Below are 25,517 nucleotides of genomic sequence, written 5' to 3'. Positions count from 1 at the left end.
GGGCGGCCGCGACAGGTCGCCCCCCTCCGCGTGCCGCCTGCGTACTACGCCAGGTCCAGCAGCCCCCTGCGCACCGCCTCGGACACCGCCGCCGCCCGGTTGTCCGCACCCAGCTTGCGGTAGACCCGCACCAGGTGCGTCTTGACGGTCGCCTCGCTCAGGAACAGAGCCCCGGCGATGGCCCGGTTGCTCAGCCCCTCCGCGAGCAGGCGTACCACCTCCACCTCCCGCCCGCTCAACTCCCGCTCGGGAGCCGGGCTCTGGGCGACCAGCTCGCCCACCACCTCCGGCGCCAGCCCGAGCGCACCGGCCGCGGCACCCCGTACCGCCCGGAACAGCTCCTCCGGCGGCCCCGCCTTCAGCACATACCCCCGGGCGCCCGCCTCCAGCGCCCGCACCACATCGGCCCGGCCCGAGTAGCTCGTCAGCATCACCACCGGGATCCCCGGCGCCTCGGCCGCCAGCCTGCGCACCGCCTCGATCCCGTCGATGCCGCCGCTCCCGAACCGCAGGTCCATCAGCACCAGGTCCGGCGCCAGCCGCGCCGCGAGCCGTACGGCGTCCTCCCCGGACCCCGCCTCGGCGGCCACCTCGAGATCCGGCTCGCCCTCCAGCAGTGCGCGCAGCCCCGCCCGTACGACGGCGTGGTCGTCCGCCACCAGCAGCCGCAACGGCACACCGCTCACCGGGCGGCCACCCGGGCCGCCGGGCGGCTCTTCGCCAGGGCCGGCACCGTCGCCCGGACACAGGTACCGCGCCCCGGCTCACTGCGTACGTCGAGTTCCCCGCCGCACTCCCGCAGCCGCGCCCGGGCGGCCGGGATGCCGAGCCCGCGGGCGGCCCGGGCGGGAACGCCGGTCCGGCCGGTCTCGAACCCCGCGCCGTCGTCGCGCACCTCGAGCTCCGTCCGGTCCGCGTAGCCGTGCAGCGTGACCAGGACGTTCACCGCGCGCGCGTGCTCGCGGACATTGGCCAGCGTGCTCTGCGCCACCCGGAACAGGGCCGCCGCCGCGGGCCCGTCCAGGACCGGCCGGCGCTCACCCAGCGAGAGGAAACGCACCCGGACGGCCGCGCCCTCCGCCTCCGCCCGCGCGCACAGCAGCCGCAGCGCACCTTCCAGACCGGCCTCGTCCACGGCGGACGGCGTCAGGTCGCGGATGATCCTGCGGGTCTCGGCGAGATCGGCGTGCAGCCCGTCGGCGACCGCCCGCATCCGGGCCCGGGCCACCTCGGGCGCCGCGTCCCAGTCGCGGTCGGCGGCCTGCAGCAGCATCACCCCGCCCGAGAGCTCCTGGGCCAGCGTGTCGTGCAGGTCCCGGGCGATCCTGGCCCGCTCGGCCAGCACCCCGGCCTGCCGCTGCTGCCGGGCCAGTACGCCCCGGGTGCTCCGCAACTCCTCGACCAGCCGCAGCCGTTCGGCCGCGTCGCGCTGCTGGGCGCGGTAGAGGGCGACGGTGCCCCACACGGCCGCCACCGGGATCAGCACCAGCTCCGGATCGAACTGCCCCGCGCTGCGGACGAGTTGACAGGCGAGGACGACCGAGAGGGCGGCCACCGCCGCCCCGGCCGCCCGCCTGCCGAGCACCCGCAGCGCCGCGCAGGCCAGCGGCAGCGCGCACCACACATAGGCGGCGGTGAGCGAGGCGGGCGCGAGGAGGACCAGCGTGGTCCACAGCGTCAGCAGCGCCGCGACCCACAGGTGCCGGCCGGTCCGGCCCAGCCGCTCGCCGGCCGCGAGTCCGCCCGCGTACACCAGCGCCAGCAGCCCGCTGACGCCCACGATGTCCCAGCACAGACCGATCCTCAGCTGCACCAGCCGGACCAGCCCGGCGCCCACGACGACGAAGAACGTGAGATGGGCGAGGAGGTCGGCGGTCGGCCGGCTTCCGCGGGCCGCCCTCACGGGGGTGTGGACGGGAGCGCGGTCGGACACGGCAGATCCCCTTGGACGATGATCCGTTCGAACAAGGGGCCCGAGTCTATCCGGCACCTGTAGGGACCGTGTGAGGACGGCCGGTCCCGTCAGGCGCCCGGACGCAGCCCGAGGAAGCCGGGTGTGGGGTCGCCCCGGACCTCGCCGAAGTACAGCGCGAACGTTTGCTTCAGCCGCTCCACCCCGGCCCGGTCGGACATGAAACGGGGGAAGCCGTCGAGGTTGGCGTTGCGGTACTCCCAGACCGGCTTCAGACCGGCCGGCGGAGTGATGTCGGTGCGCACCGACCAGCCGTTGAAGGAGTTCTGCTGGACGGCCGTGGACAGCTGCCAGTTGAGGTAGAGCTTGGCGGCCGTGGTGTTCTTCGCCGCCTTGAGGACCGCCGCCCGCTGGCCCCAGGCCATGAAGGGGGCGCTGTCCGGTACGACGAACCGCACCGGGCCGGTCGACAGGGGCGCGCCCGAACCGCCGACGCCGATCGCGTGGGTGCCGGCGCGCACCGCGTCGCCGGGGGAGTTGCTGCCGCGCGCGAACCGCACGTCCTGGGCGGCGAACCTCGCCACCCAGTCCCAGCCGTAGTGCTCGGCGTACAGCGAGTACAGGAAGAGCACCGCGTCGTCGTCGTGCGGGAACGACGAGGCGATCCTCCCCTTCCACCGTGCGTCGACCAGGTCCAGCGGGGTGCGCGGCGCGGCCGAACCGGCCGCGTCCGGCCCGTACATGAAGCTGAAGCCGATCGCCGCGATCGCGACCCATGCGCCCTGCGGGTCCTTGAACCCGTCGTGCACCTTCGAGAACCCGGCCGGCCGGTACGGGAGCAGGCGGCCCTGGGCCTTCCACCGGTCGAAGTCCTGGAGGGTCTGGAGCTGGACGACGTCGGGCACGAGGGTGCCGGTGGCGAGCTGGTTGTCGACGCGTACGTCGTGGTACTTGCTGTAGTCGACGATCAGCTTCAGGTCGATGTCCGGGAAGCGCTGCAGGAACGCCGCCTTGGTGCCGTCCTGCTGGGTCGGGGTGTCGCCGCCGGCGTAGACGACGAGCCTGCCGCCCTCCGCGAGCGCGGCCCGGTACAGCTCGTCGAGGGACCTGGTCTCCTCGGCGCCGGAGACCCGCCGGGAAGCGGCCCGCGCGGGGGACGCGGCTGCCGGGACGGAGGCGGCGCCGAGCGCGCCGATGCCGAGGGCGGCACCGGCACCGGTGGTGAGCAGGCGCCTTCTGCTGGGGAAGCTGGGCATGACGGGGAGACCTCTTTCGAACGCTGCGGGGGGTGCGGGACCGGGCGCCACGGCCGAGGTCGATTCTGCCGAGCCCGCCGGCCGGCCCGCGTCGTCCGGACGGAGCGGACGACGCGCGTGCGGTGGAATCCCCGTTCAACCGATCGGTTGAACGCCCGCCCCGAGGACCGTCGTTACGGAGGACCGTTGTTACGGAAGCCCGTCGTTACGGAGAAGCGCCGTTACGGCCGCGCCAGCCGCCGCATCGTCAGCGCGAGGTGCAGGCGCAGCCGGCCCTGGGGCGTGCGCACCGGCCACCCCAGCAGGTGCTCGGCGTGGGCCAGCCGGTCCTGGAGGGTGGAGTGGTGGACGTTCGCCTCGGCCGCCGCCGACCGCAGACTCGCGGTGGCGGTGACGGCGTGCAGGGTGGTGAGCAGCCAGGGCGCGTCCGCGGCGGCCGCCTCGACCGCGAGGACGTCCGCCGGCGGTTCGGCTCCCGGCACCAGGAGGTCGGCCAGCAGGGCGATGCCGCCCAGCTCGTCGGCGTACACGACACGGGGGCCCGGGTCCTGCGCGGTGCCGTCCGCGGTGAAGCGGAGCGCGGTGCGGGCCGCGGCCCAGGAGCGGGGCAGGTCCGGCACCGGCACGGCGGGCCCGATCCCCACCCGGCCCGCCGGAACGGCGTCCCGGGCGTCCGCGGGCAGCACCCGGGGCCGGCCGCCGGGCGTGGCCAGGGCGCGGGCCGGGGCGGCGGCGCCCAGGCCGAGGCGGCGGGCCGCGTGCAGCCGGGCCGGTTCGGCGGCCGTGGCGTCGAGAAGCGTCTCGACCAGGGCGGGATCGTCGAGCGGCGCCCGCCCGCGGGTGCGGTCGAGCACGACGCGGGCCGCGCCGGCCGCCCGTTCCAGGATCACGGCGTCCACGACGCTGGGCGTCGCGCCGGCGCGTTCCAGCCACAGCGCGGGAGGGCCGTCGGGCGTCAGCGCCGTGCACGGCCACTCCGGGTCCGGCGGCAGTTCCGTGTCCCGGCGCGTGCCGTCGGGCTCCACCCGGACCCGCACCCGCCGGTCGGCGTCGACGAGCCGGGCGGGCACCCCGGCGAGCACCGCGGCCCCGCGCACCAGCGCCTCCACCCCGGCCCGGGACTCGGCCAGCCGGTCGAAGTAGGCGATGACCCGCACGGCGGCGCCGGCGTCCGGGTCCAGTGCGGTCAGGCGCCCGGCCAGCTCTTTCATACGGCCATCATGCGCCACGCGAACGCCGACGAGGAGGGGTGCGGCCGCCGCTTCCGGCCGGGAACCGGCCTCTACGTCCGCAGACCCCGGCCGCGAAGCCGTCCGGACCGTACGCCCCGCCGGGCAGTCTCACGTCCGGTGGGTCCGGATCCACCCCGTCGAGGCCCACAGCGCCCGGCTGACCGAGCACCGGCCGCTGCCGCACGCGGACGGGACGATCGACACGAACGCGGGCGCGGTGGAGTGCGAGCGCCGCCGAGCCGCTGACCTGCTGACCTGCTGACCTGGCGACCTGCCGACCAGGCGACCTGGCGAGCGCTGAGCCGCTGAGCGCCGGGCTGCCGGGCTGCCGGGCTGCTGAGCCGCGAGCCCCTGAGCCGCGAGCGGCTGAGCGCGGGCTGCTGAGCGCTGAGCCGCCGGGCTGCCGCGTCGCGAGCCCCTGAGCGCCGAGCCGTTGAGCCGGGAGCCCCTGAGCGCCGAGCCGCCGAGCCGCCGAGCCGCCGAGCCGCCGAGCGCCGAGCCTGCGGAGCCGCTGAGGCGCCTCCGTAGGCGTTACTCGGCGAGCAGTCTGCGCAGCCAGTCCAGGTGGGCCGAGCGGGCCGACCTGGACAGCGCTGCCTGCGGCGCGAAGCCGTCGAAGCCGTGGAATCCGCCGGGCCAGACATGCAGTTCCGCGATCCCGCCGGCCTGCCAGATCCGGGAGGCGTAGGCGACCACCTCGTCCCGGAACGTCTCGGCGGAGCCCACGTCGAGAAAGGCCGGCGGCAGCCCGGACAGGTCCTCGGCACGGGCGGGCGCCGCGTACGGGGAGACGTCCGGGCCGCCGCGCCGCTCGCCGAGCAGGGCCGTCCACCCGGTCTCGTTGGCCGTGCGGTCCCAGACGCCCAGGCCCGCCATCTGGTGGCTGGAGGGGGTGTCGTTGCGGTCGTCCAGCATCGGGCACATCAGCAACTGGCCGAGCGGCCGCGGCCCTTGACGGTCGCGCAGCAGCAGGGCGAGCGCGGCACCGAGGCCGCCGCCCGCGCTGGCCCCGGCGAGCACGATCCGCTCGGGGTCGGCGCCCAGTTCCGCGGCGTGTTCCGCCGTCCACAGCAGACCCGCGTACACGTCCTCGACGGGTGCCGGATGCGGGTGCTCGGGCGCCAGCCGGTACTCCACGGACACCACGACCATGTCCAGTTCCCGCGCCCAGTCCAGGGCCACGTCCACACCGGCCCGGTTGTTGCCGAGGACCATGCCGCCGCCGTGCACGTGGTAGACGACCGGACGCGGGCGCTCCGGAGCCGGCCCGGTCGGCCGGCAGATCAGCAGCGAGATCCCGGGGGAGCCCTGGGGCCCCGGCACGGTCCGGTCCTCGGCCTCGAAGGCCCCGCCCAGGGTCACGTCCAGGTCGGCCAGCAGGGCGATCCCCGGCCCCTTGCGGACGGCTTCGATGTCCTCGGGGGCCAGCCCGGGCTGGATCATCTCCCGGATGAGTTCCAGGGCGGCGCCGAGTTCGGGGTCGAAGGGCGGCGGTGCGGACGTCATGGGCTTCTCCTCACGCGGAGCGCGGTTGCGCGGCGGCTCGTGCGGCCCATGATCGGGGCACCGGCCGCCCGCCGGGGCGCCGCCGTACGGCGGGACCTGCCCGCCGTTCGGCGGGTGACGGCCGTGCTCCTGCTCCGCGGCTTGCCAGGACATGACCTTCTGTTCACCTGTGCGGGGTGGAACGGACGAGCGAAGGTCGACAATGATTTTCACCCCCACGCAGGTACCAGGAGTGACCGCCAGTGAACGTCTCGCTCTCCGTCTGGCTGCTGACCGTCGCGGCGCTGTGCGCGCTCGTCGCCGCCGACTTCTTCATCGGCCGCAAACCGCACGACGTCTCGGTTCGCGAGGCCGGGACCTGGACGGTCGTCTGGGTCGTCCTGGCCTGTCTGTTCGGCCTCGGCGTGTTCCTCTTCGGCGGCGGCGGGCCGACGGGGGAGTTCTTCGCGGGCTACATCACCGAGAAGTCGCTGAGCGTCGACAACCTCTTCGTGTTCGTCCTGATCATGGGCAAGTTCGCGGTGCCCTCGCAGTACCAGCAACGGGTGCTGATGGTGGGCGTGCTGGTGGCCCTCGTGCTGCGCGCGCTGTTCATCGCCGCGGGCGCGGCGATCATCTCGACGTTCTCCTGGGTGTTCTACCTCTTCGGAGCCTTCCTGATCTGGACGGCGTGGAAGCTGGTCCAGGACGCCAGGAAGGGCGGACACGAGGAGGAGTTCGAGGAGAACAAGCTGCTGAAGGCCGTGGAGAAGCGGTTCGGCGTGGCCGACCGCTATCACGGCACGAAGCTGTGGATCGAGCAGAACGGCAAGCGGGTCATGACCCCGATGCTCGTCGTGATGCTCGCGATCGGCTCCACCGACGTGCTGTTCGCGCTCGACTCGATCCCCGCCATCTACGGGCTGACCGAGGACCCGTACATCGTGTTCACGGCCAACGCCTTCGCGCTGATGGGTCTGCGACAGCTCTACTTCCTCATCGGCGGACTGCTGAAGAAGCTGGTCCACCTCAGCTACGGACTGTCGATCATCCTCGGTTTCATCGGCGTCAAGCTGGTGCTGCACGCGCTGCACGAGTCCGGGGTGCACGTGCCCGAGATCGGCATCCCCTTCTCGCTCGGGTTCATCGTGCTCGTCCTCGCGGTCACGACCCTCACCAGCCTGCGGGCCTCCGCGCGGCAGGAGCGCCTCGAGCGACGGGAAGGGCAGGAAGGGCGGGAGGCGGCGGAGCGGGACGGCTCTACGGTGTAGGCGCCGCGTCCGCGCGCATCAGCACGCAGTCGAACTCGATCACCCGTCCCGTGGTCGCCTCGCGCGTCACGGGGTACATGCCGGTGATGCCGAACCCGGCGGCCTCGTACACCGCGACGGCCTCACCCATGCCGGGACTGCCCTCGTACAGCTTCAGCACCGCGACCTCGGACTGCATCCCGACGAAATCGGCGATCCGCTCCCCGGCGCCGGCGAACACCTCGAGGTCGTAGCCCTGGGTGTCCATCTTCAGGTAGGGGCGCGGCTCGGCGAGGCCGTCCAGCGCCTCGGCCATGACCTCGTCCAGCCGGCGGACGCGGATCTCCTCGGTGTCGGCCTTCGTGAACCTGCTGTAGCGGCCCTTGCCGTAGTCGCTGGCCGGCAGCAGGGAGTTCATCGTCTTCCAGCCGACGTGGATCTCGGCCGTCGTCTCCTCGCGGCCCAGTCCGCACCGGTGCACCTGCCAGTCGGGGTCGTCCGCCGCGGCCTTCTCGAGCCGGGCGAACGTCTCCGAGGTGGGCTCGAAGGACACGATCCGGCCGGTGTAGCCGAGGCCGCGCAGCCGCTTGGCGTACTGGCCGTTGTTGGCTCCGACGTCGAAGACGCAGTTCACGCCGTAGAGCTCCAGCATCGCGACCACGTGCTGGGTGCAGAGGTACTCGGCGGCCGCCAGCTGGAGTCTGCGCTCGTCCTGTCCGCCCGGGTTCTCCATCAGGAGCAGCGCGCCGGTGTCGCCGAGTCGCACGGCGCCGCCCTCGGCGAACCCGGACCGCGCGCCGTCCCGGGTCCGCCGCAGCACCCAGGTGTCCTTGTCCGCGCCGGTCACCCGGTACGGCCCGCCGCGCCGCGAGACCACCGCCGTCCCCGGACCGAGGTCGGTCACCTGGACCCCGATACGGGGCATCAGGCCGAGCAGTCGTCGAAAGAGGGTCTGCATCTGCCCAGCCCTATCAGACGCGACGGGCGGCGGTCCGCGAGTTGAACGACATTCGCCGATCGGATGACCTGACGAAGACACGGGCCGGGGTCCGGCCGCCGTCCCTTGACTTCGAGAGCGCTCCAGGGTCTAGCGTCACCGGGGCCGATGAGCGGCGAGAAGGATCGCAGGACCGCGAACCCGCGGGACCGCAGGCGCCCAGGCGCGCAGGAGCGCAGGAGCGCGAACCCGCGGGGCCGCAGGAGCACAGGAGCACGAACCCGCGAGACCGCAGACCTGTGGGACCGCAGAACCGCAGAACCGCGGGATCGAACGACCGGACGATCGGAGACGGACATGCGTGTGGGCGTGCACATCAACCAGTTCGGCGGCGCGGGGGGCGCGTCCGCGCAGGGCGCCGAGCTCGCCGCGGCCGGCGCCGCCGCGGAGGCGGCCGGGGTGAGCCGGCTGTCGGTGATGGACCACTACTTCCAGATGGAGTTCAACGGCGGCGCCGAGGCCCCGATGCTGGAGGCCTACGCGACGCTGGCGTACCTGGCGGCCCACACCTCCACGGTCCGGCTCGGCGCCCTGGTCACCGGCGTCACCTACCGGCACCCCGGACTGCTCGCCAAGATCGCGACCACGCTCGACGTGCTGTCCGGCGGACGGGCCTCGCTGGGCATCGGGGCCGCCTGGTACGACCGTGAGCACGAGGGGCTGGGCGTGCCGTACCCGTCGACGTCGGAGCGGTTCGAGCGGCTGGAGGAGGCTCTGCGGATCTGCCTGCAGATGTGGGACCCGGACGACAACGGGCCGTTCGAGGGCGAGCACTACCGGCTGGCCGAGACCCTGTGCGTGCCGGCCCCGGTCAGCTCCCCGCGCCCGGAGATCCTGATCGGCGGCGGAGGCGAGCGAAAGACGCTGCGGCTGGTGGCCCGGTACGCGGACGCCTGCAACCTCTTCGCCTCGACCCCCGAGGAGGTCCGGCACAAGCTGGACGTCCTGCGCGGGCACTGCGAGGCGGAGCGGCGCGACTACGACACCGTCCTGAAGACGATCACCTACTCCGGCGACGCCGTGACCGACGGCGACCTGGACGGCGTCCTGCGCGACCTCACCGGTTACACCAAGCTCGGCATCGACACGGTGATCCTCGCGCCGCGCCTGGCGGAGACGGCCGGCTGGATCGAGCGTTTCGTGGCACCCGCCGTGCTGCGGCTGGCCGAGCTGGACTGACCGAGCTGGACTGACCGGAGCCGGGGCCGGGCAGGCCCGGGTCGCGCCCGTCCGGGTCTCGCGCGCCGGGGGCGTGTACGCCGCGCACGCCGGGGGCGCGTACGACGAAAGGGGTCCGGAAAGCGCTCCGGACCCCTTCGACCCCCATGTCGTGCTGTCTCGCCGTTCTGCCGTACCGCCGGTCAGGCGGTCCGGGCAGTCAGGCGGTCAAGGCGGTCAGGCGGCGGCGACCTCGCCCGCGTGGCCGTGCAGACGGGCCACGACCTCGGTCAGCTGGGCGGCGACCTCGGCGTCGTCCACCGGGTGGGTCTCGGCGAAGCGGGTCAGCGAGCCCGGGATGGAGAGCTTGAGGTCCTCGATGACCTTGCCGCCGGCGATGCCCACGGCCTTGCGGGCCTCGTCCTGCGCCCACACGCCGCCGAACTGGCCGAACGCGGTGCCGACCACGGCGACGGGCTTGCCGCCGAAGGCGCCGGCGCCGTACGGGCGGGACAGCCAGTCGATGGCGTTCTTCAGGACGGCCGGGATGGTGCCGTTGTACTCGGGGGAGAAGAGCAGGAAGGCGTCGGCGGCCTGGGCGGCCGCACGCAGCTTGGCGGCGGCGGCGGGCACGTTGCCCTCGACGTCGAGGTCCTCGTTGTAGAAGGGGATCTCGGCCAGGCCCTCGAAGAGGTCGACGGTGGCGCCCTCGGGAGCGACCTTGACGGCCGCCTCGGCGAGCTGGCGGTTGGTCGAACCGGCGCGAAGGCTGCCGACGAGCGCGAGGATGCGGACAGACATGGGTACTCCCAGAGGCTGAAACATTGCTGTTACGAATCCGGACCGAGGTCCGTTTAATGTTCTAGCATCCTAACCGGACCGCGGTCCAGTTTCATTCCCCATGCTTTACGCTGAGTTCATGTCCGCTGTTCTGCCTCCCTGTCCGGAGCCCGAGGAGAGCCTGACCGAGCCCGAGCTGCTGCATCTGGGGCCGGCCGTCGACGAGCCGTGCCTGCGTGCCGACGCGGCCCGCAACCGCGCCAGGCTGCTGGACGCCGCCGCCCGGCTGATCGCCGAGCACGGCGCGGCCGGGGTCACGATGGAGGCGGTGGCGAGCGCGGCGAACGTGGGCAAGGGCACGGTGTTCCGGCGCTTCGGCGACCGCACCGGGCTGCTGACCGCGCTCCTGGACCACTCGGAGCGGAACTTCCAGGCCGCGTTCCTGAGCGGTCCCCCGCCGCTGGGCCCGGGCGCGGGGCCCGTGGAGCGACTGCGGGCGTTCGGCGTCGCCATGCTCAGGCGGGCCGTGGACGAACTGGACCTCCAGCTGGCGGCCGAGCCCGGACCGGACCGCCGGTACTCCGTGCCCCCGCGCCGGGTCCATCACAGCCACCTCGTCCTGCTGCTGCGCCAGGCCCTGCCCGACGCGGACGTCGAGCTGCTGGCCCACACGCTGATGGGGTACCTCAGCCCCGTCCTCGTCCACCACCTCACCCGGCAGTGCGGCATGCCGGCGGCGCGCCTGGAGGCCGGCTGGAGCGAACTGGTCGACCGGGTGACGAGCGGTGTTCCGGGCGGGACGCCGGCACCGGTCAGGGCTGCCCGGTGAAGAGGTCGACGACGGCCTGCGGGGCGTCCTCGGCGAACAGCGTCACGCCGCTGCGGGCGGAGTCGGCCGCGGCCGCCGCGCTGCGCGGGAACAGCTTCTCCTCGTAGGCGGCCAGCGCGGCCTCGCGCTCGCCCGGGTGGGCGGCCAGGGCCAGGCCCAGTTCGGCGCCGTCCAGCATCGCGAGGTTGGCGCCCTCGCCCGCGAACGGCGACATCAGGTGGGCGGCGTCACCGAGCAGGGTGACACCGGGGACGCGGTCCCAGCGGTGGCCGACCGGCAGGGCGTGGACCAGGCGCGGCACCAGCGGTCCGTCGGCGTCCGCGACCAGTGCGCGCAGGCTCTTGTCCCAGTCCGTGAAGTGTTCCAGCACGTGAGCCCTGGCCGCCTCGGCGGCGCCGAAGTCGACACCGTCCGCCCAGTCCTCGGTGACCCGCAGGGCGGTGTAGACGTGCAGGCTGCCGTCGGGCTCGCGGTGGGCGAGGAAACCCTTGCCGGCGCCGAGCGCGAAGAGGAACCCGTCGCCGACCACCCCGGCGCTCACCGGATGGCGTACGTCCGCCTCGAGCAGGTCCGTCTCGACGAACGACACGCCCGTGTAGGCGGGCCGGGCGTCGGAGACCAGCGGGCGGATCCGCGACCAGGCGCCGTCGGCGCCGACCAGCAGGTCCGTGGTGAAGGCGGAGCCGTCCTCGAGCCGCACCTCGTGCCGCCCGTCGCCCAGCGCACGCGCGCCGGTGACCTTCCGGCCCCAGCGGACCGTTCCCTCGGGAGTCGAGCGCAGCAGCAGGTCGCGCAGGGCGCCGCGGTCGACCTCGGGGCGCTCGCCGGTCCCGTCGTCGGCCCCTTCGAAGCGGACCACCGCGTCCTTGTCGAGGACCCGGGTGGCCTGGCCGCCGGGCATGACCAGCGTCCGGAACTCCTCGTGCAGTCCGGCGGCGCGCAGCGCCTCCTGGCCGGAGTCCTGGTGGATGTCGAGCATGCCGCCCTGGGTGCGGGCGGTGGGTGAGGCGTCCAGGTCGAAGACGGCCGCCTCGACGCCGCGCACGTGCAGTACGCGGGCGAGGGTGAGGCCGCCGAGTCCGGCGCCGATGATCGCTACGGGGTGGTGCACGGTTCCTCCTGTGGTCGTCATTCGGGTACGGCGGTCCGCTCGATGCCGCCGATCAGTGCCTGGAACCCCCAGGAGAGGCGGGCTCCGGGCGGCCCCGAGAGCAGTGGCCCGGTGAGCCCGGCGATGTGCGGGTGGGTCCGCTCCGACGCCTCGTGCACCGCGTGCCGCAGGGCGTCCCAGTCCTCCTCGGAGGCCTCGGCCGTGTGTTCGGCGGCTGTCGCGGTGGCGTGCTGGAGCAGCAGGTCCACGCCCCACGCGGCCTGCGCGGGCGGCACGCCGCCCTCGTCGAGCAGGGCCAGCAGGGCCTCGATCAGGTTGAGGTAGTGCGGGCCGCTGGGCCGGGCGGTGAGCGCGGATCGGGCGAGGTCCGGGTAGGTGAAGAGCATCGCGGTGTAGGAGGTGAGTACTCCTTCCAGCCGCTCGCGCCAGTTCCCCTCGGCCGGGGCCGGTCCGACCGTGCCGAGCAGTTCGTCGAGCACGGCCGCGTGCAGCTCTGCCGTGTTGCGGACGTACACGTACAGGGAGGCCGGTCCGGTGTCGAGCTCCTCGGCCAGCCGCCGCATGGTCAGTTTCCGCAGGCCTTCGGCGCGCAGCACCGCGAGGGCGGCGGCCACGATGCCCTCCCTGGTCAGGGCTGGCTTGGCGGGGCGCTCACGGCGACTGCGCGGGGTGTCGGGGCGTGCTGTCATGTCTCCACGGTAGCGAACATGTTCGTTGCGAACAAGTACGTCACAAACATGTTCGTTGACGGTTCATCGGATTTCGGCGTCCCCCGCCCGGAGGCCCGTTCACAGCTTCTGCCAAGATGCCGTACGTCATGGTGCAGATACCGAACACGCCCGCGCCGACGAAGTCGCCGGTGCCACGGCCCGTGCCCACGAGCGCCGACGTGGCCCGCCTGGCCGGCGTCTCGCGCGCGACCGTCTCCTACGTCCTGAACAACGCCAGCGCCGTACGTATCAGCGAGCCCACCCGGCGCCGCGTGCACGAGGCCGCCAAGGAACTCGGGTACGTGCCGCACGCGGCCGCCCGTACCCTGCGGGCCGGGCACAGCCGCATGGTCCTGATGCCCACGCTGCCCGTCCCGGCGGGCCCCCTCTACTCCCAGTTCGTGCACGACTTCCAGGGGGCGCTCAGCCGCCTCGACTACACCGTCGTCCAGTACGGCGCGACCGGTCTGGGCGGTGACGACGCCGCCCGGGCCTGGGCCGAACTGCGGCCCGTCGCCGTGCTGGTGCCCAGCCCCGGGATCGGCCCCGAGGGGGTCGCCGTGCTGAAGAGGTCCGGCGCCCGGGCCGTGGTGACCCTCGGTCCCGAGGCGGTCGAGGGCGCCCGCGCGCTGCTCCTGGACCACGCCGACGTCGGCCGCAGCGCCGCCGCGCACCTCTACGCCCGTGGCCGCCGCCGGATCGGGGTGGTCGTCCCGGCCGAGCGCGGCATGGAGATCTTCTCAGCGCCCCGTCTGGCCGGCTCCCGCGAGGCGCTGCACGGCACGGACGCCACCGTCACGGAGCTGTCCCTGGCCTACACGGAGGAGTCCGCGGCGGCCCTCGCCGCCCGCTGGCCCGCCCTCGGTCTCGACGCCGTCTTCGCCTACAACGACGAGTACGCCATGCTGCTGATGCGCGCCCTCCAGGGCGCGGGCGTACGCGTCCCCGAGGACGTCGCCGTCATCGGCGCCGACGACCTGATGCTCGGACGGCTGCTGCGGCCCCGCCTCAGTACCGTCCGGATCGCGCTGCCCGCCGGCCGCGACCTCGCCTCGCTGGTCGACCGGGCGGTGCGCAGCCCCGCGGCCGCCCCCGAGTCGCAGGAACCGTTCGGAGCCACCGTGGTGCAGCGCGACTCCAGCTGAACTACGGTCGCAGGGGAGGCGTGTCATGCGTGCGACGGTCGGCATCATCGGCGGCGGCCCCGCGGGGCTGCTCCTCGCCCGGCTGCTGCACCGCGCGGGCGTCGACTGTGTGGTCCTGGAGAGCAGGACGAGGCAGTACGTGGAGCGGCGCCAGCGTGCCGGAATGCTGGAGCAGGGCACGGTCGACGCCCTGCGGGCGGCGGACGCCGCCGACCGGCTCGACACCGAGGGCCTGGTGCACCACGGCATCGAGCTGCGCTTCGACCGTGAGCGCCACCGGCTCGACTTCCCGGTCCTCACCGGTGGCCGCACGGTCACGATCTACGCCCAGACGGAGATCGTGAAGGACCTCGTGGCCCTCCAACTCGCCGACGGGCCGCCCCTGTTGTTCGAGGCGGTGGCGCTCGCCGTGGAGAAGCCGCTGAGCGGGTCGCCCGTCGTACGGTTCCGGCACGGGGGCCGCGAACGGACCCTGACCTGCGACTGGGTCGTCGGCTGCGACGGCTCGCACGGCGTCGCCCGCGACGCCTTCCCGGCCGACGCGGGACGGACGTACGCGCACGACTACCCGTACTCCTGGCTCGGCGTCCTCGCCGAAGTGCCGCCCTCCTGCGAGGAGTTGATCTACGCACGCCACGAACGCGGCTTCGCCCTGCACAGCATGCGTTCGCCGCGGGTCTCCCGGCTCTACCTGCAGGTCCCCAACGGCACCGATGTGCAGGAGTGGCCCGACGACCGGATCTGGGACGAACTCGCCGCCCGCTTCGCCGTCGACGCCGACTGGACGCTGCGCCGCGGCCCGATCACCTCCAAGTCCGTGACGCCGATGCGCGGCCTCGTCCACGAGCCGATGCGGCACGGCAGGCTCCTGCTCGCCGGGGACGCCGCCCACATCGTCCCGCCGACCGGCGCCAAGGGGCTCAACCTCGCGGTCTCGGACGTACGGCTGCTCGCGCGGGCCTTCGCCGAACTGCGCGCCACCGGGTCCACGCGGCTGCTGGACGGGTACTCGGAACTTTGTCTGCGACGTGTGTGGCAGGCGACCCGCTTTTCCGACGACATGACTAAGATGTTGCACGCTCAACCAGATGGAGATGCGTTCGACCATCGGATGCAGCTCGCCCGGCTGCGCCGGATCACCGCATCCCGCCACGCCGCCGCCGAACTGGCGGCCAACTACACGGGACTTCCCCTCACCTTGTGAGAGCCGCGAGTCCCGCGGGTCACCGATCGGAGAGCCTTCATGCCGCTGCTCGACCCCAAGAACTGGCAGTCCCGCACCTTGTCGGGCCCCCGGTACACCGTCACCGAGCCCGCCACCGGCGACCCGCTGGGCACCGTCGACCTGGCGGGCGCCGCGGACGTCGGCCCCGCCGCCGAGGCCGCCCGCGCCGCGCAGGCCGAGTGGGCCCGCCTGCCGCACTTCGTGCGCGCCGGAGTGCTGCGCAAGGCCGGCGACCTGTTCACCGCGCACGCCGACGAACTGCGCGAGTGGATCGTCCGCGAGTCCGGCTCCATCCCCGGCAAGGCCGACTTCGAGCTGCACGTCGCCGCCCAGGAGTGCTACGAGGCCGCCGCGCTCGCCTCGCGCCCGGCCGGACAGGTCCTGCCCAGCGAGGCGCCCCGGCTGTCGTACACCCGGCGGGTGCCCGTCGGCGTGGTGGGCGTGATCTCCCCGTTCAACGCCCCGCTGATCCTGTCGATCAGGTCCGTCGCGCCCGCCCTCGCGCTCGGCAACGCGGTCGTCCTCAAGCCGGACCCGCGGACGGCGGTGTGCGGCGGTCTGGCCCTGGCCGCGGTCTTCGCGGAGGCGGGCCTGCCCGAGAACCTCCTGCACATCCTCCCGGGCGGCGCCGAGACCGGTGCGGCCCTGGTCGCCGACCCGCACGTCCCGGTGATCTCCTTCACCGGCTCCACCGGAGCGGGCCGCGCCGTCGGCGAGGCCGCCGGCCGCCACCTCAAGCGGGCCCACCTCGAACTCGGCGGCAACTCCGCCCTGATCGTGCTGGAGGACGCCGACCTGGACGCGGTGATCTCCACCGCGGCCTGGGGTTCCTTCTTCCACCAGGGCCAGATCTGCATGACCACCGGCCGCCACCTGGTGCACGCCTCCCTCTACGAGGAGTACGTGGAGCGGCTCGCGGCGAAGGCCGACGCCCTCGCCGTCGGCGACCCGCACCGCGCGCAGGTCCACCTCGGCCCGCTCATCGACGGCGGCCAACTCACCAAGGTGCACGGCCTGGTGGAGGCCAGCACCGCCGCCGGCGCCAAGCTCGCCGCGGGCGGCAGGCACGAGGACCTCTTCTACCGGCCGACCGTCCTCGCGGGCGTCGACGACGACACCCCCGCCTACGCGGAGGAGGTCTTCGGCCCGGTGGCCCCCGTACGCTCCTTCGGCACGGTCGACGAGGCGGCGGCCCTGGCCGCGCGCAGCTCCTACGGCCTCTCGCTCGGCATCGTCACCCGCGACGCCGCCCGCGGTCTCGAACTCGCCGAACGCGTCCCGACCGGCATCGTGCACATCAACGACCAGACGGTGAACGACGAGGCCGTCGCCCCCTTCGGCGGGGTCGCCGCCTCCGGCACCGGCGCCCGCTTCGGCGGCGAGGCCAACCTCGAGGCCTTCACCGACGTGCGCTGGACGACGGTGCGCGCGGACGTCGCGCCGTACCCCTTCTAGGGATCGCCGGGCGTCGGGGGGGGGCTCCGGGACTACTCGCCCCGGGCGGCCGGGGAGTCGTCGGCCCCTGCCTTGGCCTGCTCCTCCTCGACGGACTTGCGGACCTCGTCCATGTCCAGCTTGCGCGCCTGTCCGATGACGTCCGTGAGGGCGGCCTCGGGCAGGGCGCCCGGCTGCGCGAACACGGCGACCCGGTCCCGCACGATCATCAGCGTCGGGATCGACTGGATACCGAAGGCCGCGGCCAGCTCCGGCTGCGCCTCGGTGTCCACCTTGCCGAACACCAGGTCCGGGTTCTCCTGCGCGGCCTTGTCGTAGACCGGGGCGAACTGACGGCACGGGCCGCACCAGGACGCCCAGAAGTCGATCAGCACGAAGTCGTTGTCGGTGACCGTCTGGTCGAAGTTCTCCTTGGTGAGCTCCACGGTGCTGCTCATGGCGTGATTCCCTCTTCCCGGTGCTTCCTGCCAGGATCCCCTGACATGGGGTGAAGCCGTCCGCGACAACGCGGCCGGCCCGACGCGTATTCCGCGCCCCTACCCGTGTGGCCACCCGGCACACCACCCACCAGACTGAGCCCATGACGGAAACGGAAACCAACCTGTACGACGTGGTTGTGCTCGGAGCCGGGCCCGTGGGGGAGAACGTCGCCGACCGCACCCGTGCGGCCGGCCTCACCACCGCGGTCGTGGAGAGCGAGCTGGTCGGCGGTGAGTGCTCGTACTGGGCCTGCATGCCCAGCAAGGCCCTGCTGCGCCCGGTGATCGCCCGCGCGGACGCCCGCAGACTGCCCGGCCTGCGCGAGGCGGTGCAGGGCCCGCTGGACACGGCGGCGGTGCTCGCCCGCCGCAACTGGTTCACCGGCGACTGGACGGACGACGGCCAGGTCGACTGGATCAAGAGCATCGGCGCGGACCTCTACCGCGGCCACGGCAGACTGACCGGCCCGCGCACGGTGACGGTGGGGGACAAGGTGCTCACGGCCCGCCACGCGGTCGTCGTCGCCACCGGTACCCGCGCCGCGCTGCCCGACCTGCCCGGACTCGCCGAGGTCAAGCCCTGGACGAGCAGGGAGGCCACCAGCGCCCAGACCGCGCCCGGCCGGCTCGTCGTGGTCGGCGGGGGAGTCGTCGCCACCGAGATGGCCACCGCCTGGCAGGCCCTCGGCTCACAGGTCACCCTCCTCGTGCGGGGCAAGGGCCTGCTCGACCGGATGGAGCCGTTCGCGGGCGAACTGGTCGCCGAGGCGCTCACCGAGGCAGGCGCGGACGTGCGCACCGGCACCTCGGTGGCGTCGGTGACCCGCGCCGACGGCACCGTCGTGGTCGTCACCGACACCGGCGAACGCATCGAGGCCGACGAGATCCTCTTCGCCGTCGGCCGCGCCCCGCGCACCGACGACATCGGCCTGGACACGGTCGGCCTGGCACCCGGCTCCTGGCTCACCGTCGACGACAGCCTGCGCGTCACCGGCACCGACTGGCTCTACGGGGTGGGCGACGTCAACCACCGGGCGCTCCTCACCCACCAGGGCAAGTACCAGGCCCGGATCGCGGGCGCCGCCATCGCCGCCCGCGCGGCCGGCACCGATCTGCCGGAGAGCGACCCGTGGAGCGCCCACGCCGCCACGGCCGACCACGAGTCCGTCCCCCAGGTCGTCTTCACCGACCCGGAGGCGGCCGCCGTAGGCCTCTCGCTCGCCGAGGCCGAGCAGGCCGGACACCGGGTGCGGGCCGTCGACGTCGACATGTCGTCGGTGGCCGGCGCGGGCCTGTACGCCGAGGGCTACAAGGGCCGCGCGCGGATGGTCGTCGACCTGGAACAGGAGATCGTGCGCGGCGTCACCTTCGTCGGTCCGGGCGTCGGTGAACTGATCCACTCGGCGACGATCGCGGTCGCCGGCCAGGTTCCGCTGGCCCGGCTGTGGCACGCGGTCCCGTCCTACCCGACGCTCAGCGAGGTGTGGCTGCGGCTGCTGGAGGCCTACCGGGACAACTGACCGAACCGGCCGGCCCGCCCGCCGCTCAGGGGAGTTCGAACCCCAGCGCCCTCGCGGCCCGGTCCGGCGTCGGCTGCGTCCAGCGCTCGAGCACGGCCTCGTTGGCCGAGAGCGAGCGCGGTTCGGCCCGGTCGAGATAGAGCAGACCGTCGAGGTGGTCCGTCTCGTGCTGGACGATGCGGGCGGGCCAGCCGCCGAACTCCTCGTCCAGCGGCCGGCCGAGCTCGTCCGCGCCCGTGAGCCGCACCTCGGCGTGCCGGGCCACCACCGCCTGGTAGCCCGGTACGCTCAGGCAGCCCTCGAAGAAGGCGGCGCGGGCCGAACCGACCGGCTCGTACGACGGGTTGACCAGGACCCGGAACGGCTGGGGCACCCGGCCGCGGGCCAGCCGCACCTCCTCGGGCACCGGCGCCGGGTCCTCGATGACGGCGATCCGCAGCGCCACGCCGACCTGCGGGGCGGCGAGGCCGACGCCCGGCGCCGCGTGCATGGTGACGCGCAGGGCCTCGACGAACCGGGCCAGCAGTGCGGGGCCGAGCTCGCCCTCGTAGCGCGGTGTGCCCGTCCGCAGGACCGGGTCTCCGGCCGTGACGATGGGCAACGGGCCGCCGGGAGCGAGGAGTTCCTCGATCCGTTCGGCAAGGGGCGCGCGGGGACTGGGAGATGCCATCGGGCCAGCATGACACGACCGCACACCATGTGACGCACGTCACTCGGCATGGCGGGAACTCGGCACGGTCCACGGCCGACTACTGGTGCGTCACGGCCGAAAAACGTCCCCCGGACCGCTGTCCCCGCCCCACTCCTCCTGCCCCCGGAGAAGCCCCACCATGTCCACCGCTCCCTCGATCCCGACGGACGAGGCCCCGCAAGCAGCGGCCCCCGCGCCGAAGTCCCGCGGTCCGTGGGCCCCGCTGCGCCCGCTGATACTCCGTCTGCACTTCTACGCCGGCGTGTTCGTGGCGCCGTTCCTGCTGGTCGCCGCCGTCACCGGCTTTCTCTACGCCGGCGCGTTCCAGGCCGAGAAGCTCGTGTACTCCCACGAGATGACCGTGCCGGCCGGCGACGCGAAGCTGCCGATCTCCGAGCAGGTGGACGCCGCCCGCAAGGCCCACCCCGAGGGCACGGTTTCGGCCGTCCGCCCCTCGCCGGAGGACGACGCCACGACCCGGGTGATGCTGTCCGGCGTCAAGGGCGTCGACGCCACCCACACCCTCGCCGTGTTCGTCGACCCGTACACGGGCGAGGTGCGCGGCGCGCTGGAGCAGTACGGCTCCACCGGCGCGCTGCCGCTGCGGACCTGGATCGACGAGTTCCACCGCGATCTGCACCTCGGTGAGAACGGCCGCCTCTACAGCGAACTCGCCGCCAGCTGGCTGTGGGTGATCGCCGGCGGTGGCCTGGTGCTCTGGTTCTCCCGGCGGCGCGCCCTGCGCAAGGTCCGCGGCACCGCCGGACGGCGCCGCACGCTGGGTCTGCACGGCACCGTCGGCGTGTGGGCCGCCGTCGGCTTCATCTTCCTGTCCGCGACCGGACTCACCTGGTCCACGTACGCGGGCGCCAACATCGACGTGCTGCGCACCTCGCTCGGCCAGGCCACCCCGTCGGTGTCGGCGGCCGCGGGCGGCGGCGAGCACGCCGGCCACGACACGGCCTCCGGCGCGGGCGGGGACGGCGAGCACGGCGTCGGCCTCGACACGATCCTGGCCGCCGCGCGGGCCGAAGGGCTGGGCGACCCGGTCGAGATCGTCCCGCCCGCGGACGCTTCCTCCGCGTACGTGGTCAAGCAGGTGCAGCGCAGCTGGCCGGAGAAGCAGGACGCGGTGGCGATCGACCCGGCCACCGGTGAGGTCACCGACGTGCTGCGGTTCGACGACCACCCGCTGCTCGCCAAGCTGACCCGCTGGGGCATCGACCTGCACACCGGCGTTCTGTTCGGCCTGGTCAACCAGGTCGCGCTGATGCTCCTCGCGGGCTCCCTGATCCTGTTGATCGTGTGGGGCTACCGCATGTGGTGGCAGCGCGGCCGAGGTTCCGCCTTCGGCCGGCCCGTTCCGCGCGGCGCCTGGGCGCAGGTCCCGCCGTACGTCCTCGTCCCGCTGATGGCGACGGTCGCCGTGGTCGCCTACTTCGTCCCGCTCCTCGGCATCCCGCTCGCCGGCTTCCTGGTCGTGGACGTCGTCCTCGGCGAGATCGCGCACCGGCGGGGGCGGCGGACGGCCGCCTGAGCGGGCCCGCGCACGGAAGCGGCCCGGCGGTGGATGTCACCGCCGGGCCGCTCCTCGTCCGGGTTCAGGCCTCGGGGAAGTCCCCGGCCAGCGCCGAGGCGAGCCGCAGGTGCGGTCCCGCCTCCGCGTGCCGCCCCTGTCGCTCCAGGGTGCGGCCCAGCATCAGCCGGGCATACTCCTCCACCGGGTCACGCTCGACGATCAGTCGCAACTCGGTCTCGGCGCGGCGCAGTTGGGCCGAGTGGTAGTAGGCGCGGGCCAGCAGCAGCCGCGGTCCGGTCTGCTCCGGCACCTCCTCGACCAGTCCGACCAGCACCCGCGCGGCGGCGGTGTACTCCTTCGCGGCGAAGAACAGCCGCGCCCGCTCCCACCGCTCGGCCGGGGTTCCGTGGGCGTAGTAGGCGGTGTTGTCGGTCGTCTCGTATGTCGTGTCCACTCGTGCCTCCTTCGAGGCCGACAACCGGGTGCGGTGATTGAATATTCCACTACCCGGTGTGCGTGCTACCGGGACGCCCGTGTCAGCTCCGCCAGCTCCGCGTCGGCCCGCTCTGTGATACGGGCGAGGACGCGGCCGGCGGTCGCCAGGTCCCGCTCCGGGATCCCGTCATAGACGCGGGCCGAGATCTCGCCCGTCTCGGCGCCGACGGCGGCGAACAGCTCCCGCCCGGCGTCGGTGGGCCGGATCAGTGGGCCGTCGGCAGCCAGCAGCCCCTCGGTGAGCAGCGTGTCGACAGTGGCCCGTACGTCCGCCGCCTCGGCCTTGAGCGCATGGGCCACCCGCTCGACGAGCGTGCCGATTTCCAGCGGCCCGTCCGCCGCGACGGCGGTGCGCAGGGTGACCTGCTGCTGGAAGGTGGCGTTGTGCCGGGTCAGGACGTGCTCCAGGACGGCGCGGCCTGCGTAGTGCGCCAGCCCTATGACACGGCCGTCGACGGACGGTGCGGTGCGAGTCATCGTCACTCCTGCGTTTTCTCGTCGGTGGGGTCGAGCGGTACGTCGAGCAGAATCGCCAGTTCGTCGGTGAGCGCGCGTGTCCGCGGGCTGTCCAGGCCTCCGAGCGGTTCCAGCAGCCGCTCCAGCAGCCCCTGGACCACTTCGATCGCCCGCAGTGTGGCGTCGTGTCCCCGCTCGGTCAGGGCGAGTTGCATGGCGCGCGGGTCGCGGGGGTCCCGGGTGCGCTCGATCAGGCCGGCGGACTCCAGGGAGCGCGCCAGCTTGGAGACGTAGAGCGGCTCGAGTCCTGTGTGGTCGGCGAGGCGCCGCTGGCTGGGGCGTTCACCGGCGCGCTGCATGCCGTGCAGTGAGGCGATCAGCGAGTACTGGGCGTGGGTGAGGCCGAGCGGGGCCACCGCCCGGTCCACGGCCACGCGCACCTTCATCGACAGCCGCCACACCAGAAAGCCCGGCGTCGCCCGTTCAAGACCCTTGCGCTCGCTCATGACCGATACAGTACATGGCTACTATAGCCATGGCTACTCCACCCGATCGGCACGAGGGACATCGGCACGAGGGACATCGGCACGACGGGACGTCGACGCGTTGCCCCGGAAAGGACGCTCGGACTCTGTCACCACCCCCGGGCGTGGCCTCAGCAGTCGGGCGGCACGCTTTCGAACTCCCTCGCCAGGTGCCCGGTGTCCAGCTTCAGCCCCCACGCGTTCCGGCGGCGCGCGGTCGCCAGGGCGGCCTGGAGCGGTGACGGCGGCACCGCCAGCACCGGGCAGCCGGCGCGGGCGAGGCAGTAGCGGCCGGTCGACGGCCACAGCGCGCGGTGCAGCAGGCCACGCCGTCCGGCGCCGATCACGAGGAGGTCGTCCTCCCGGTCGGCGGTAGCGACCAGCGCCGGACCCGGGGCGCCGCGCGCGATGATGGCCCGGGTGCGCGACCCGTGGCCGTCGCCGCCGATGACCGCGCGCAGGGCGCCGAGCAGCCGCTCACGCGCCAGCCGCTCCCAGTCCTCGACCAGGACGGCCGCGGACGTCGACCTGCGGGCGGCGAGCTCCCCGCCCGGCGGCTCCCAGGCCAGCACCGGCCAGAGTTCGGCTCCCCGGCGCCGCGCCTCGGCGGCGGCCCGGCCCAGGGCGGTGAGACTCCCCGGCGAGCCGCTCACCCCCACGACGACACGGGCGGCCGAGGACGGGCGGGACTCGGACATCGGTTCCTCCGTTCCGCGCGCGCCGACCCGGTCCGTCCGGGCGGCGACCCTGCGCAAAACCACTTCCGTCCCGCCTACCCTGCGAGGCTCCGGACAGCCCGTGCGCGCCCCTCCTCAGCTCCTCTCCGACGGCGAGCCCCGGCCGGCCTCCCGGCGGCCGGGGCTCCCCGTGCTTCCTCCTGTGTCTGCCCGGACTGACGTCAGGACGCGGAGAGTTCCTCGCGGACCGTACGGGCGGCGGCGACCAGGTTCTCCAGCGAGGCGCGGGTCTCGGGCCAACCGCGGGTCTTCAGGCCGCAGTCGGGGTTGACCCAGAGGCGCTCGGCCGGAATGGCCCGGAGACCGGTACGGAGCAGTTCGGCGGCCTCCTCGGCGCTCGGGACGCGGGGCGAGTGGATGTCGTAGACGCCCGGTCCGGCCTCGCGCGGGTAGCCGTGCGAGGCGAGTTCGCGGGCCACCTGCATGTGCGAACGGGCGGCTTCGAGGCTGATGACGTCGGCGTCGAGGTCGTCGATGGCCTGGACGACGTCCCCGAACTCGGCGTAGCACATGTGGGTGTGGATCTGCGTGTCCGGCCGCACCCCGCCGGTGCTGAGCCGGAACGCCTCGGTGGCCCATGCCAGATAGGCCGGGCGGTCGGCGGCCCGCAGCGGCAGGGTCTCGCGCAGCGCCGGTTCGTCCACCTGGATCACCGAGGTACCGGCCGCCTCGAGGTCGTCGACCTCGTCGCGCAGGGCGAGGGCGACCTGGCGGCCGGTGTCGCCGAGGGGCTGGTCGTCGCGGACGAAGGACCAGGCGAGCATGGTGACGGGACCGGTGAGCATGCCCTTGACCGGGCGGTCGGTGAGGGACTGGGCGTACGTCGTCCAGCGCACGGTCATCGGTTCGGGGCGGGAGATGTCACCGGCCAGGATCGGCGGGCGGACGTAGCGGGTGCCGTAGGACTGCACCCAGCCGTGCTCCGTGGCCAGGTATCCGGTGAGCTGTTCGGCGAAGTACTGGACCATGTCGTTGCGTTCGGCCTCGCCGTGCACGAGGACGTCCAGGCCGGCCTTCTCCTGGAAGGAGACGACCTCCTGGATCTCGGCCTTGATGCGCTCCTCGTAGCCGCCGGTGTCGATGCGGCCGGCCCGCAGGTCGGCGCGGGCGGTGCGCAGTTCGCCGGTCTGCGGGAAGGAGCCGATGGTGGTGGTCGGCAGCAGGGGCAGGCCGAGGTGGGCGCGCTGGGCCGCGGCCCGCTCGGCGTACGGCTGGGAGCGGCGGGCGTCGGTGTCCCCGACCGCGGCGGCGCGGGCGCGGACGGCCGGGTCGTGGGTGAGGGGGGATACGGTCCGGGCGGCGAGATCGGCCCGGTTCGCGGCCAGTTCGCCCGTGATCGCGTCGGTGCCGAGGGACAGGCCCTCGGCGAGGGCGACGATCTCGGCGGTCTTCTGGCGGGCGAAGGCCAGCCAGCGCCGGGTCTGCGGCGCGATGTCCTGCTCCAGGGCCGTGTCGAGGGGCACGTGGAGCAGGGAGCAGGAGGCGGCCACGTCGACCCGGTCGGCCAGCCCGAGCAGGGTGCCGAGGGTGGCGAGGGACTTCTCCAGATCGTTGATCCACACGTTGCGGCCGTTGACGACGCCGGCGATCAGCCGCTTGCCCGGCAGACCGCCCACGGCGGCGAGGGCGTCGAGGTTGGCGGCCGCGGCGTCGGTGAAGTCCAGGGCGAGTCCGTCGACGGGAGCCTTGGCCAGGACCGGCAGGGCGTCGCCGAGCCGGTCGAAGTAGGAGGCGACCAGGAGCCGGGGCCGGTCGGTGAGCGCCCCGAGTGCACGGTAGGCGCGGGCGGCGGCGTCCAGTTCGGCCGGGGTGCGGTCCTGGACGAGGGCGGGCTCGTCCAGCTGTACCCACCCGGCGCCGGCCGCGCGCAGGTCGGCGAGGACCTCGGCGTACACCGGCAGCAGGCGGTCGAGCAGGGTGAGCGGCTCGAAGTCCGCGGGCACGCCCGGGGCGGGCTTGGCGAGCAGCAGGTAGGTGACCGGGCCGACCAGCACCGGGCGGGCGTCCAGCCCGAGGGCGAGGGCTTCCCGGAGCTCGGCGACCTGCTTGGCCGGATCGGCCGTGAAGACCGTGTCCGGGCCCAACTCGGGCACCAGATAGTGGTAGTTGGTGTCGAACCACTTCGTCATCTCGAGCGGTGCGACGTCCTGGGTGCCGCGTGCCATGGCGAAGTAGCCGTTCAGCGGGTCGGCGGCGACGGCGTCGCGGTGGCGTCCGGGGATCGCGCCGACCATGACGGTGGTGTCCAGGACGTGGTCGTAGTACGAGAAGTCGCCGGTCGGGACCTCGTCGATGCCGGCGTCGGCGAGCTGCCGCCAGTTGGCGGCGCGCAGTTCGGCGGCGGTGGTGCGGAGGGCGTCGGCGCCGACGCGGCCCTTCCAGTAGCCCTCGATGGCCTTCTTCAGTTCCCGGTTCGGGCCCTGACGGGGGTAGCCGTACACGGTGGCCCGTGCCGCCGCGGCTGCGGACTTCGCTGTCACGGAAATCTCCTTCGCGAGATATCTCCCTGGAATCCCGGGACGGGACGCGAGCGCGAAGGGGTGACGGACCG

The 25,517-nt window shown here is 73.6% G+C and carries 24 protein-coding genes; 8 read left to right on the top strand and 16 right to left on the bottom strand.

The annotated features are described in order from the left end of the window. Positions 1-44: 44 nt before the first annotated feature. From ABT070_RS09185 to ABT070_RS09165, 5 genes are all read right to left on the bottom strand, one after another. The gene (locus ABT070_RS09185; protein ID WP_351756886.1) at positions 45-686 is read right to left on the bottom strand and encodes a response regulator transcription factor; all 642 of its coding nucleotides are present in this window, start codon (positions 684-686) and stop codon (positions 45-47) included. Continuing rightward, positions 683-1,933, bottom strand: a complete 1,251-nt coding sequence (locus tag ABT070_RS09180; RefSeq protein ID WP_351756884.1) for a sensor histidine kinase — start codon at positions 1,931-1,933, stop codon at positions 683-685. The genes ABT070_RS09185 and ABT070_RS09180 overlap by 4 nt, the downstream gene beginning before the upstream one ends. Positions 1,934-2,022: 89 nt before the next feature. After that, positions 2,023-3,168, bottom strand: a complete 1,146-nt coding sequence (locus ABT070_RS09175) for an ABC transporter substrate-binding protein (protein ID WP_351756881.1) — start codon at positions 3,166-3,168, stop codon at positions 2,023-2,025. A 221-nt stretch (positions 3,169-3,389) separates the two neighbouring features. Beyond that, entirely contained in the window at positions 3,390-4,379 is a 990-nt protein-coding gene (locus tag ABT070_RS09170; protein WP_351756878.1) for a helix-turn-helix domain-containing protein, read from the bottom strand. Between the two features lie 552 nt (positions 4,380-4,931). Continuing rightward, positions 4,932-5,906 carry an alpha/beta hydrolase gene (locus ABT070_RS09165; RefSeq protein ID WP_351756875.1) on the bottom strand — a complete coding sequence of 325 codons (975 nt, stop codon included), beginning with the start codon at positions 5,904-5,906 and terminating at the stop codon, positions 4,932-4,934. A gap of 242 nt (positions 5,907-6,148) precedes the next feature. Here ABT070_RS09165 and ABT070_RS09160 point away from each other — a divergent pair, with 242 nt between their 5' ends. Continuing rightward, positions 6,149-7,156: a TerC family protein gene (locus ABT070_RS09160; RefSeq protein ID WP_351756872.1), complete on the top strand. Its 1,008-nt coding sequence runs from the start codon at positions 6,149-6,151 to the stop codon at positions 7,154-7,156. Here the strand turns inward: ABT070_RS09160 and ABT070_RS09155 are convergent. Continuing rightward, positions 7,146-8,093, bottom strand: a complete 948-nt coding sequence (locus tag ABT070_RS09155; RefSeq protein ID WP_351756869.1) for an FkbM family methyltransferase — start codon at positions 8,091-8,093, stop codon at positions 7,146-7,148. The two genes, ABT070_RS09160 and ABT070_RS09155, sit on opposite strands and share 11 nt — an antisense overlap. A gap of 336 nt (positions 8,094-8,429) precedes the next feature. Between ABT070_RS09155 and ABT070_RS09150 the strand changes: the two genes are divergently transcribed. Further along, positions 8,430-9,311 carry an LLM class F420-dependent oxidoreductase gene (locus tag ABT070_RS09150; RefSeq protein ID WP_351756866.1) on the top strand — a complete coding sequence of 294 codons (882 nt, stop codon included), beginning with the start codon at positions 8,430-8,432 and terminating at the stop codon, positions 9,309-9,311. Positions 9,312-9,527: 216 nt separating this feature from the next. Here ABT070_RS09150 and ABT070_RS09145 read toward each other — a convergent pair whose 3' ends face one another. Then, positions 9,528-10,091 (bottom strand): NADPH-dependent FMN reductase, encoded by a 564-nt coding sequence (locus ABT070_RS09145; protein ID WP_351756863.1) that lies wholly within the window; start codon positions 10,089-10,091, stop codon positions 9,528-9,530. Positions 10,092-10,209: 118 nt separating this feature from the next. On the opposite strand from ABT070_RS09145, the gene ABT070_RS09140 reads away from it, so the two are divergent. Beyond that, positions 10,210-10,899: a TetR/AcrR family transcriptional regulator gene (locus ABT070_RS09140; RefSeq protein WP_351756860.1), complete on the top strand. Its 690-nt coding sequence runs from the start codon at positions 10,210-10,212 to the stop codon at positions 10,897-10,899. On the opposite strand, the gene ABT070_RS09135 is transcribed toward ABT070_RS09140, so the two are convergent. Together ABT070_RS09135 and ABT070_RS09130 are read right to left on the bottom strand one after the other, a co-directional pair. Next, positions 10,883-12,031: an FAD-dependent oxidoreductase gene (locus tag ABT070_RS09135; RefSeq protein ID WP_351756858.1), complete on the bottom strand. Its 1,149-nt coding sequence runs from the start codon at positions 12,029-12,031 to the stop codon at positions 10,883-10,885. The two genes, ABT070_RS09140 and ABT070_RS09135, sit on opposite strands and share 17 nt — an antisense overlap. Further along, the gene (locus ABT070_RS09130) at positions 12,028-12,699 is read right to left on the bottom strand and encodes a TetR/AcrR family transcriptional regulator (protein ID WP_351756856.1); all 672 of its coding nucleotides are present in this window, start codon (positions 12,697-12,699) and stop codon (positions 12,028-12,030) included. Before ABT070_RS09130 ends, ABT070_RS09135 begins: the two co-directional genes overlap by 4 nt. 116 nt (positions 12,700-12,815) lie before the next feature. On the opposite strand from ABT070_RS09130, the gene ABT070_RS09120 reads away from it, so the two are divergent. The 3 genes from ABT070_RS09120 to ABT070_RS09110 are packed head-to-tail and all read left to right on the top strand — an operon-like array spanning position 12,816 to position 16,545. Continuing rightward, positions 12,816-13,865, top strand: coding sequence for a LacI family DNA-binding transcriptional regulator (locus ABT070_RS09120; protein ID WP_351756854.1), 1,050 nt, complete (start codon positions 12,816-12,818; stop codon positions 13,863-13,865). A 25-nt stretch (positions 13,866-13,890) separates the two neighbouring features. Then, positions 13,891-15,069 (top strand): 4-hydroxybenzoate 3-monooxygenase, encoded by a 1,179-nt coding sequence (locus ABT070_RS09115; RefSeq protein ID WP_351756852.1) that lies wholly within the window; start codon positions 13,891-13,893, stop codon positions 15,067-15,069. Between the two features lie 39 nt (positions 15,070-15,108). Then, a complete protein-coding gene (locus ABT070_RS09110; protein WP_351756850.1) occupies positions 15,109-16,545 on the top strand; it encodes an aldehyde dehydrogenase family protein in 1,437 nt (478 codons plus the stop codon). 32 nt (positions 16,546-16,577) lie between these two features. Here the strand turns inward: ABT070_RS09110 and trxA are convergent, their stop codons facing one another. Then, entirely contained in the window at positions 16,578-16,982 is a 405-nt protein-coding gene (gene trxA / locus ABT070_RS09105) for a thioredoxin (RefSeq protein ID WP_351756848.1), read from the bottom strand. 143 nt (positions 16,983-17,125) lie between these two features. Between trxA and ABT070_RS09100 the strand changes: the two genes are divergently transcribed. Then, the gene (locus tag ABT070_RS09100; protein ID WP_351756846.1) at positions 17,126-18,544 is read left to right on the top strand and encodes a dihydrolipoyl dehydrogenase family protein; all 1,419 of its coding nucleotides are present in this window, start codon (positions 17,126-17,128) and stop codon (positions 18,542-18,544) included. Between the two features lie 25 nt (positions 18,545-18,569). Here ABT070_RS09100 and ABT070_RS09095 read toward each other — a convergent pair whose 3' ends face one another. Beyond that, on the bottom strand, positions 18,570-19,214 hold the full coding sequence (locus tag ABT070_RS09095; protein WP_351756843.1) for a peptide deformylase: 645 nt from the start codon (positions 19,212-19,214) through the stop codon (positions 18,570-18,572). A gap of 160 nt (positions 19,215-19,374) precedes the next feature. Here ABT070_RS09095 and ABT070_RS09090 point away from each other — a divergent pair, with 160 nt between their 5' ends. Next, positions 19,375-20,772: a PepSY-associated TM helix domain-containing protein gene (locus ABT070_RS09090; RefSeq protein ID WP_351756841.1), complete on the top strand. Its 1,398-nt coding sequence runs from the start codon at positions 19,375-19,377 to the stop codon at positions 20,770-20,772. A 64-nt stretch (positions 20,773-20,836) separates the two neighbouring features. Here ABT070_RS09090 and ABT070_RS09085 read toward each other — a convergent pair whose 3' ends face one another. The 5 genes from ABT070_RS09085 to metE form a co-directional block, all read right to left on the bottom strand. Continuing rightward, entirely contained in the window at positions 20,837-21,208 is a 372-nt protein-coding gene (locus ABT070_RS09085; protein WP_351756839.1) for a tetratricopeptide repeat protein, read from the bottom strand. A 65-nt stretch (positions 21,209-21,273) separates the two neighbouring features. Then, on the bottom strand, positions 21,274-21,726 hold the full coding sequence (locus tag ABT070_RS09080; RefSeq protein ID WP_351756836.1) for a winged helix DNA-binding protein: 453 nt from the start codon (positions 21,724-21,726) through the stop codon (positions 21,274-21,276). Between the two features lie 2 nt (positions 21,727-21,728). Further along, positions 21,729-22,211, bottom strand: a complete 483-nt coding sequence (locus ABT070_RS09075; RefSeq protein WP_351756833.1) for a MarR family winged helix-turn-helix transcriptional regulator — start codon at positions 22,209-22,211, stop codon at positions 21,729-21,731. Between the two features lie 149 nt (positions 22,212-22,360). Then, entirely contained in the window at positions 22,361-22,927 is a 567-nt protein-coding gene (locus ABT070_RS09070) for a universal stress protein (RefSeq protein ID WP_351756830.1), read from the bottom strand. A gap of 200 nt (positions 22,928-23,127) precedes the next feature. Continuing rightward, positions 23,128-25,446 carry a 5-methyltetrahydropteroyltriglutamate--homocysteine S-methyltransferase gene (metE, locus tag ABT070_RS09065; protein ID WP_351756827.1) on the bottom strand — a complete coding sequence of 773 codons (2,319 nt, stop codon included), beginning with the start codon at positions 25,444-25,446 and terminating at the stop codon, positions 23,128-23,130. Positions 25,447-25,517 lie beyond the last annotated feature (71 nt).

This window comes from Streptomyces sp. NPDC002884, from assembly GCF_040295245.1.
In the GTDB taxonomy this organism is placed as follows: domain Bacteria; phylum Actinomycetota; class Actinomycetes; order Streptomycetales; family Streptomycetaceae; genus Streptomyces.
The sequence above is the reverse complement of the archived record's forward strand: the minus strand, read 5'-3'. Positions and strand labels throughout refer to the sequence as shown.

Excerpts from the sequence above, each read along its gene's own strand:
- ABT070_RS09175 (WP_351756881.1), bottom strand. The coding sequence starts at position 3,168 with ATGCCCAGCTTCCCCAGCAGAAGGCGCCTGCTCACCACCGGTGCCGGT.
- ABT070_RS09100 (WP_351756846.1), top strand. The coding sequence starts at position 17,126 with ATGACGGAAACGGAAACCAACCTGTACGACGTGGTTGTGCTCGGAGCC.
- ABT070_RS09130 (WP_351756856.1), bottom strand. The coding sequence starts at position 12,699 with ATGACAGCACGCCCCGACACCCCGCGCAGTCGCCGTGAGCGCCCCGCC.
- trxA (WP_351756848.1), bottom strand. The coding sequence starts at position 16,982 with ATGAGCAGCACCGTGGAGCTCACCAAGGAGAACTTCGACCAGACGGTC.
- ABT070_RS09090 (WP_351756841.1), top strand. The coding sequence starts at position 19,375 with ATGTCCACCGCTCCCTCGATCCCGACGGACGAGGCCCCGCAAGCAGCG.
- ABT070_RS09135 (WP_351756858.1), bottom strand. The coding sequence starts at position 12,031 with ATGACGACCACAGGAGGAACCGTGCACCACCCCGTAGCGATCATCGGC.
- ABT070_RS09170 (WP_351756878.1), bottom strand. The coding sequence starts at position 4,379 with ATGAAAGAGCTGGCCGGGCGCCTGACCGCACTGGACCCGGACGCCGGC.
- ABT070_RS09150 (WP_351756866.1), top strand. The coding sequence starts at position 8,430 with ATGCGTGTGGGCGTGCACATCAACCAGTTCGGCGGCGCGGGGGGCGCG.
- ABT070_RS09120 (WP_351756854.1), top strand. The coding sequence starts at position 12,816 with ATGCCGTACGTCATGGTGCAGATACCGAACACGCCCGCGCCGACGAAG.
- ABT070_RS09080 (WP_351756836.1), bottom strand. The coding sequence starts at position 21,726 with ATGACTCGCACCGCACCGTCCGTCGACGGCCGTGTCATAGGGCTGGCG.
- ABT070_RS09115 (WP_351756852.1), top strand. The coding sequence starts at position 13,891 with ATGCGTGCGACGGTCGGCATCATCGGCGGCGGCCCCGCGGGGCTGCTC.
- ABT070_RS09070 (WP_351756830.1), bottom strand. The coding sequence starts at position 22,927 with ATGTCCGAGTCCCGCCCGTCCTCGGCCGCCCGTGTCGTCGTGGGGGTG.
- ABT070_RS09165 (WP_351756875.1), bottom strand. The coding sequence starts at position 5,906 with ATGACGTCCGCACCGCCGCCCTTCGACCCCGAACTCGGCGCCGCCCTG.
- ABT070_RS09110 (WP_351756850.1), top strand. The coding sequence starts at position 15,109 with ATGCCGCTGCTCGACCCCAAGAACTGGCAGTCCCGCACCTTGTCGGGC.
- ABT070_RS09140 (WP_351756860.1), top strand. The coding sequence starts at position 10,210 with ATGTCCGCTGTTCTGCCTCCCTGTCCGGAGCCCGAGGAGAGCCTGACC.
- ABT070_RS09145 (WP_351756863.1), bottom strand. The coding sequence starts at position 10,091 with ATGTCTGTCCGCATCCTCGCGCTCGTCGGCAGCCTTCGCGCCGGTTCG.
- ABT070_RS09075 (WP_351756833.1), bottom strand. The coding sequence starts at position 22,211 with ATGAGCGAGCGCAAGGGTCTTGAACGGGCGACGCCGGGCTTTCTGGTG.
- ABT070_RS09155 (WP_351756869.1), bottom strand. The coding sequence starts at position 8,093 with ATGCAGACCCTCTTTCGACGACTGCTCGGCCTGATGCCCCGTATCGGG.
- ABT070_RS09095 (WP_351756843.1), bottom strand. The coding sequence starts at position 19,214 with ATGGCATCTCCCAGTCCCCGCGCGCCCCTTGCCGAACGGATCGAGGAA.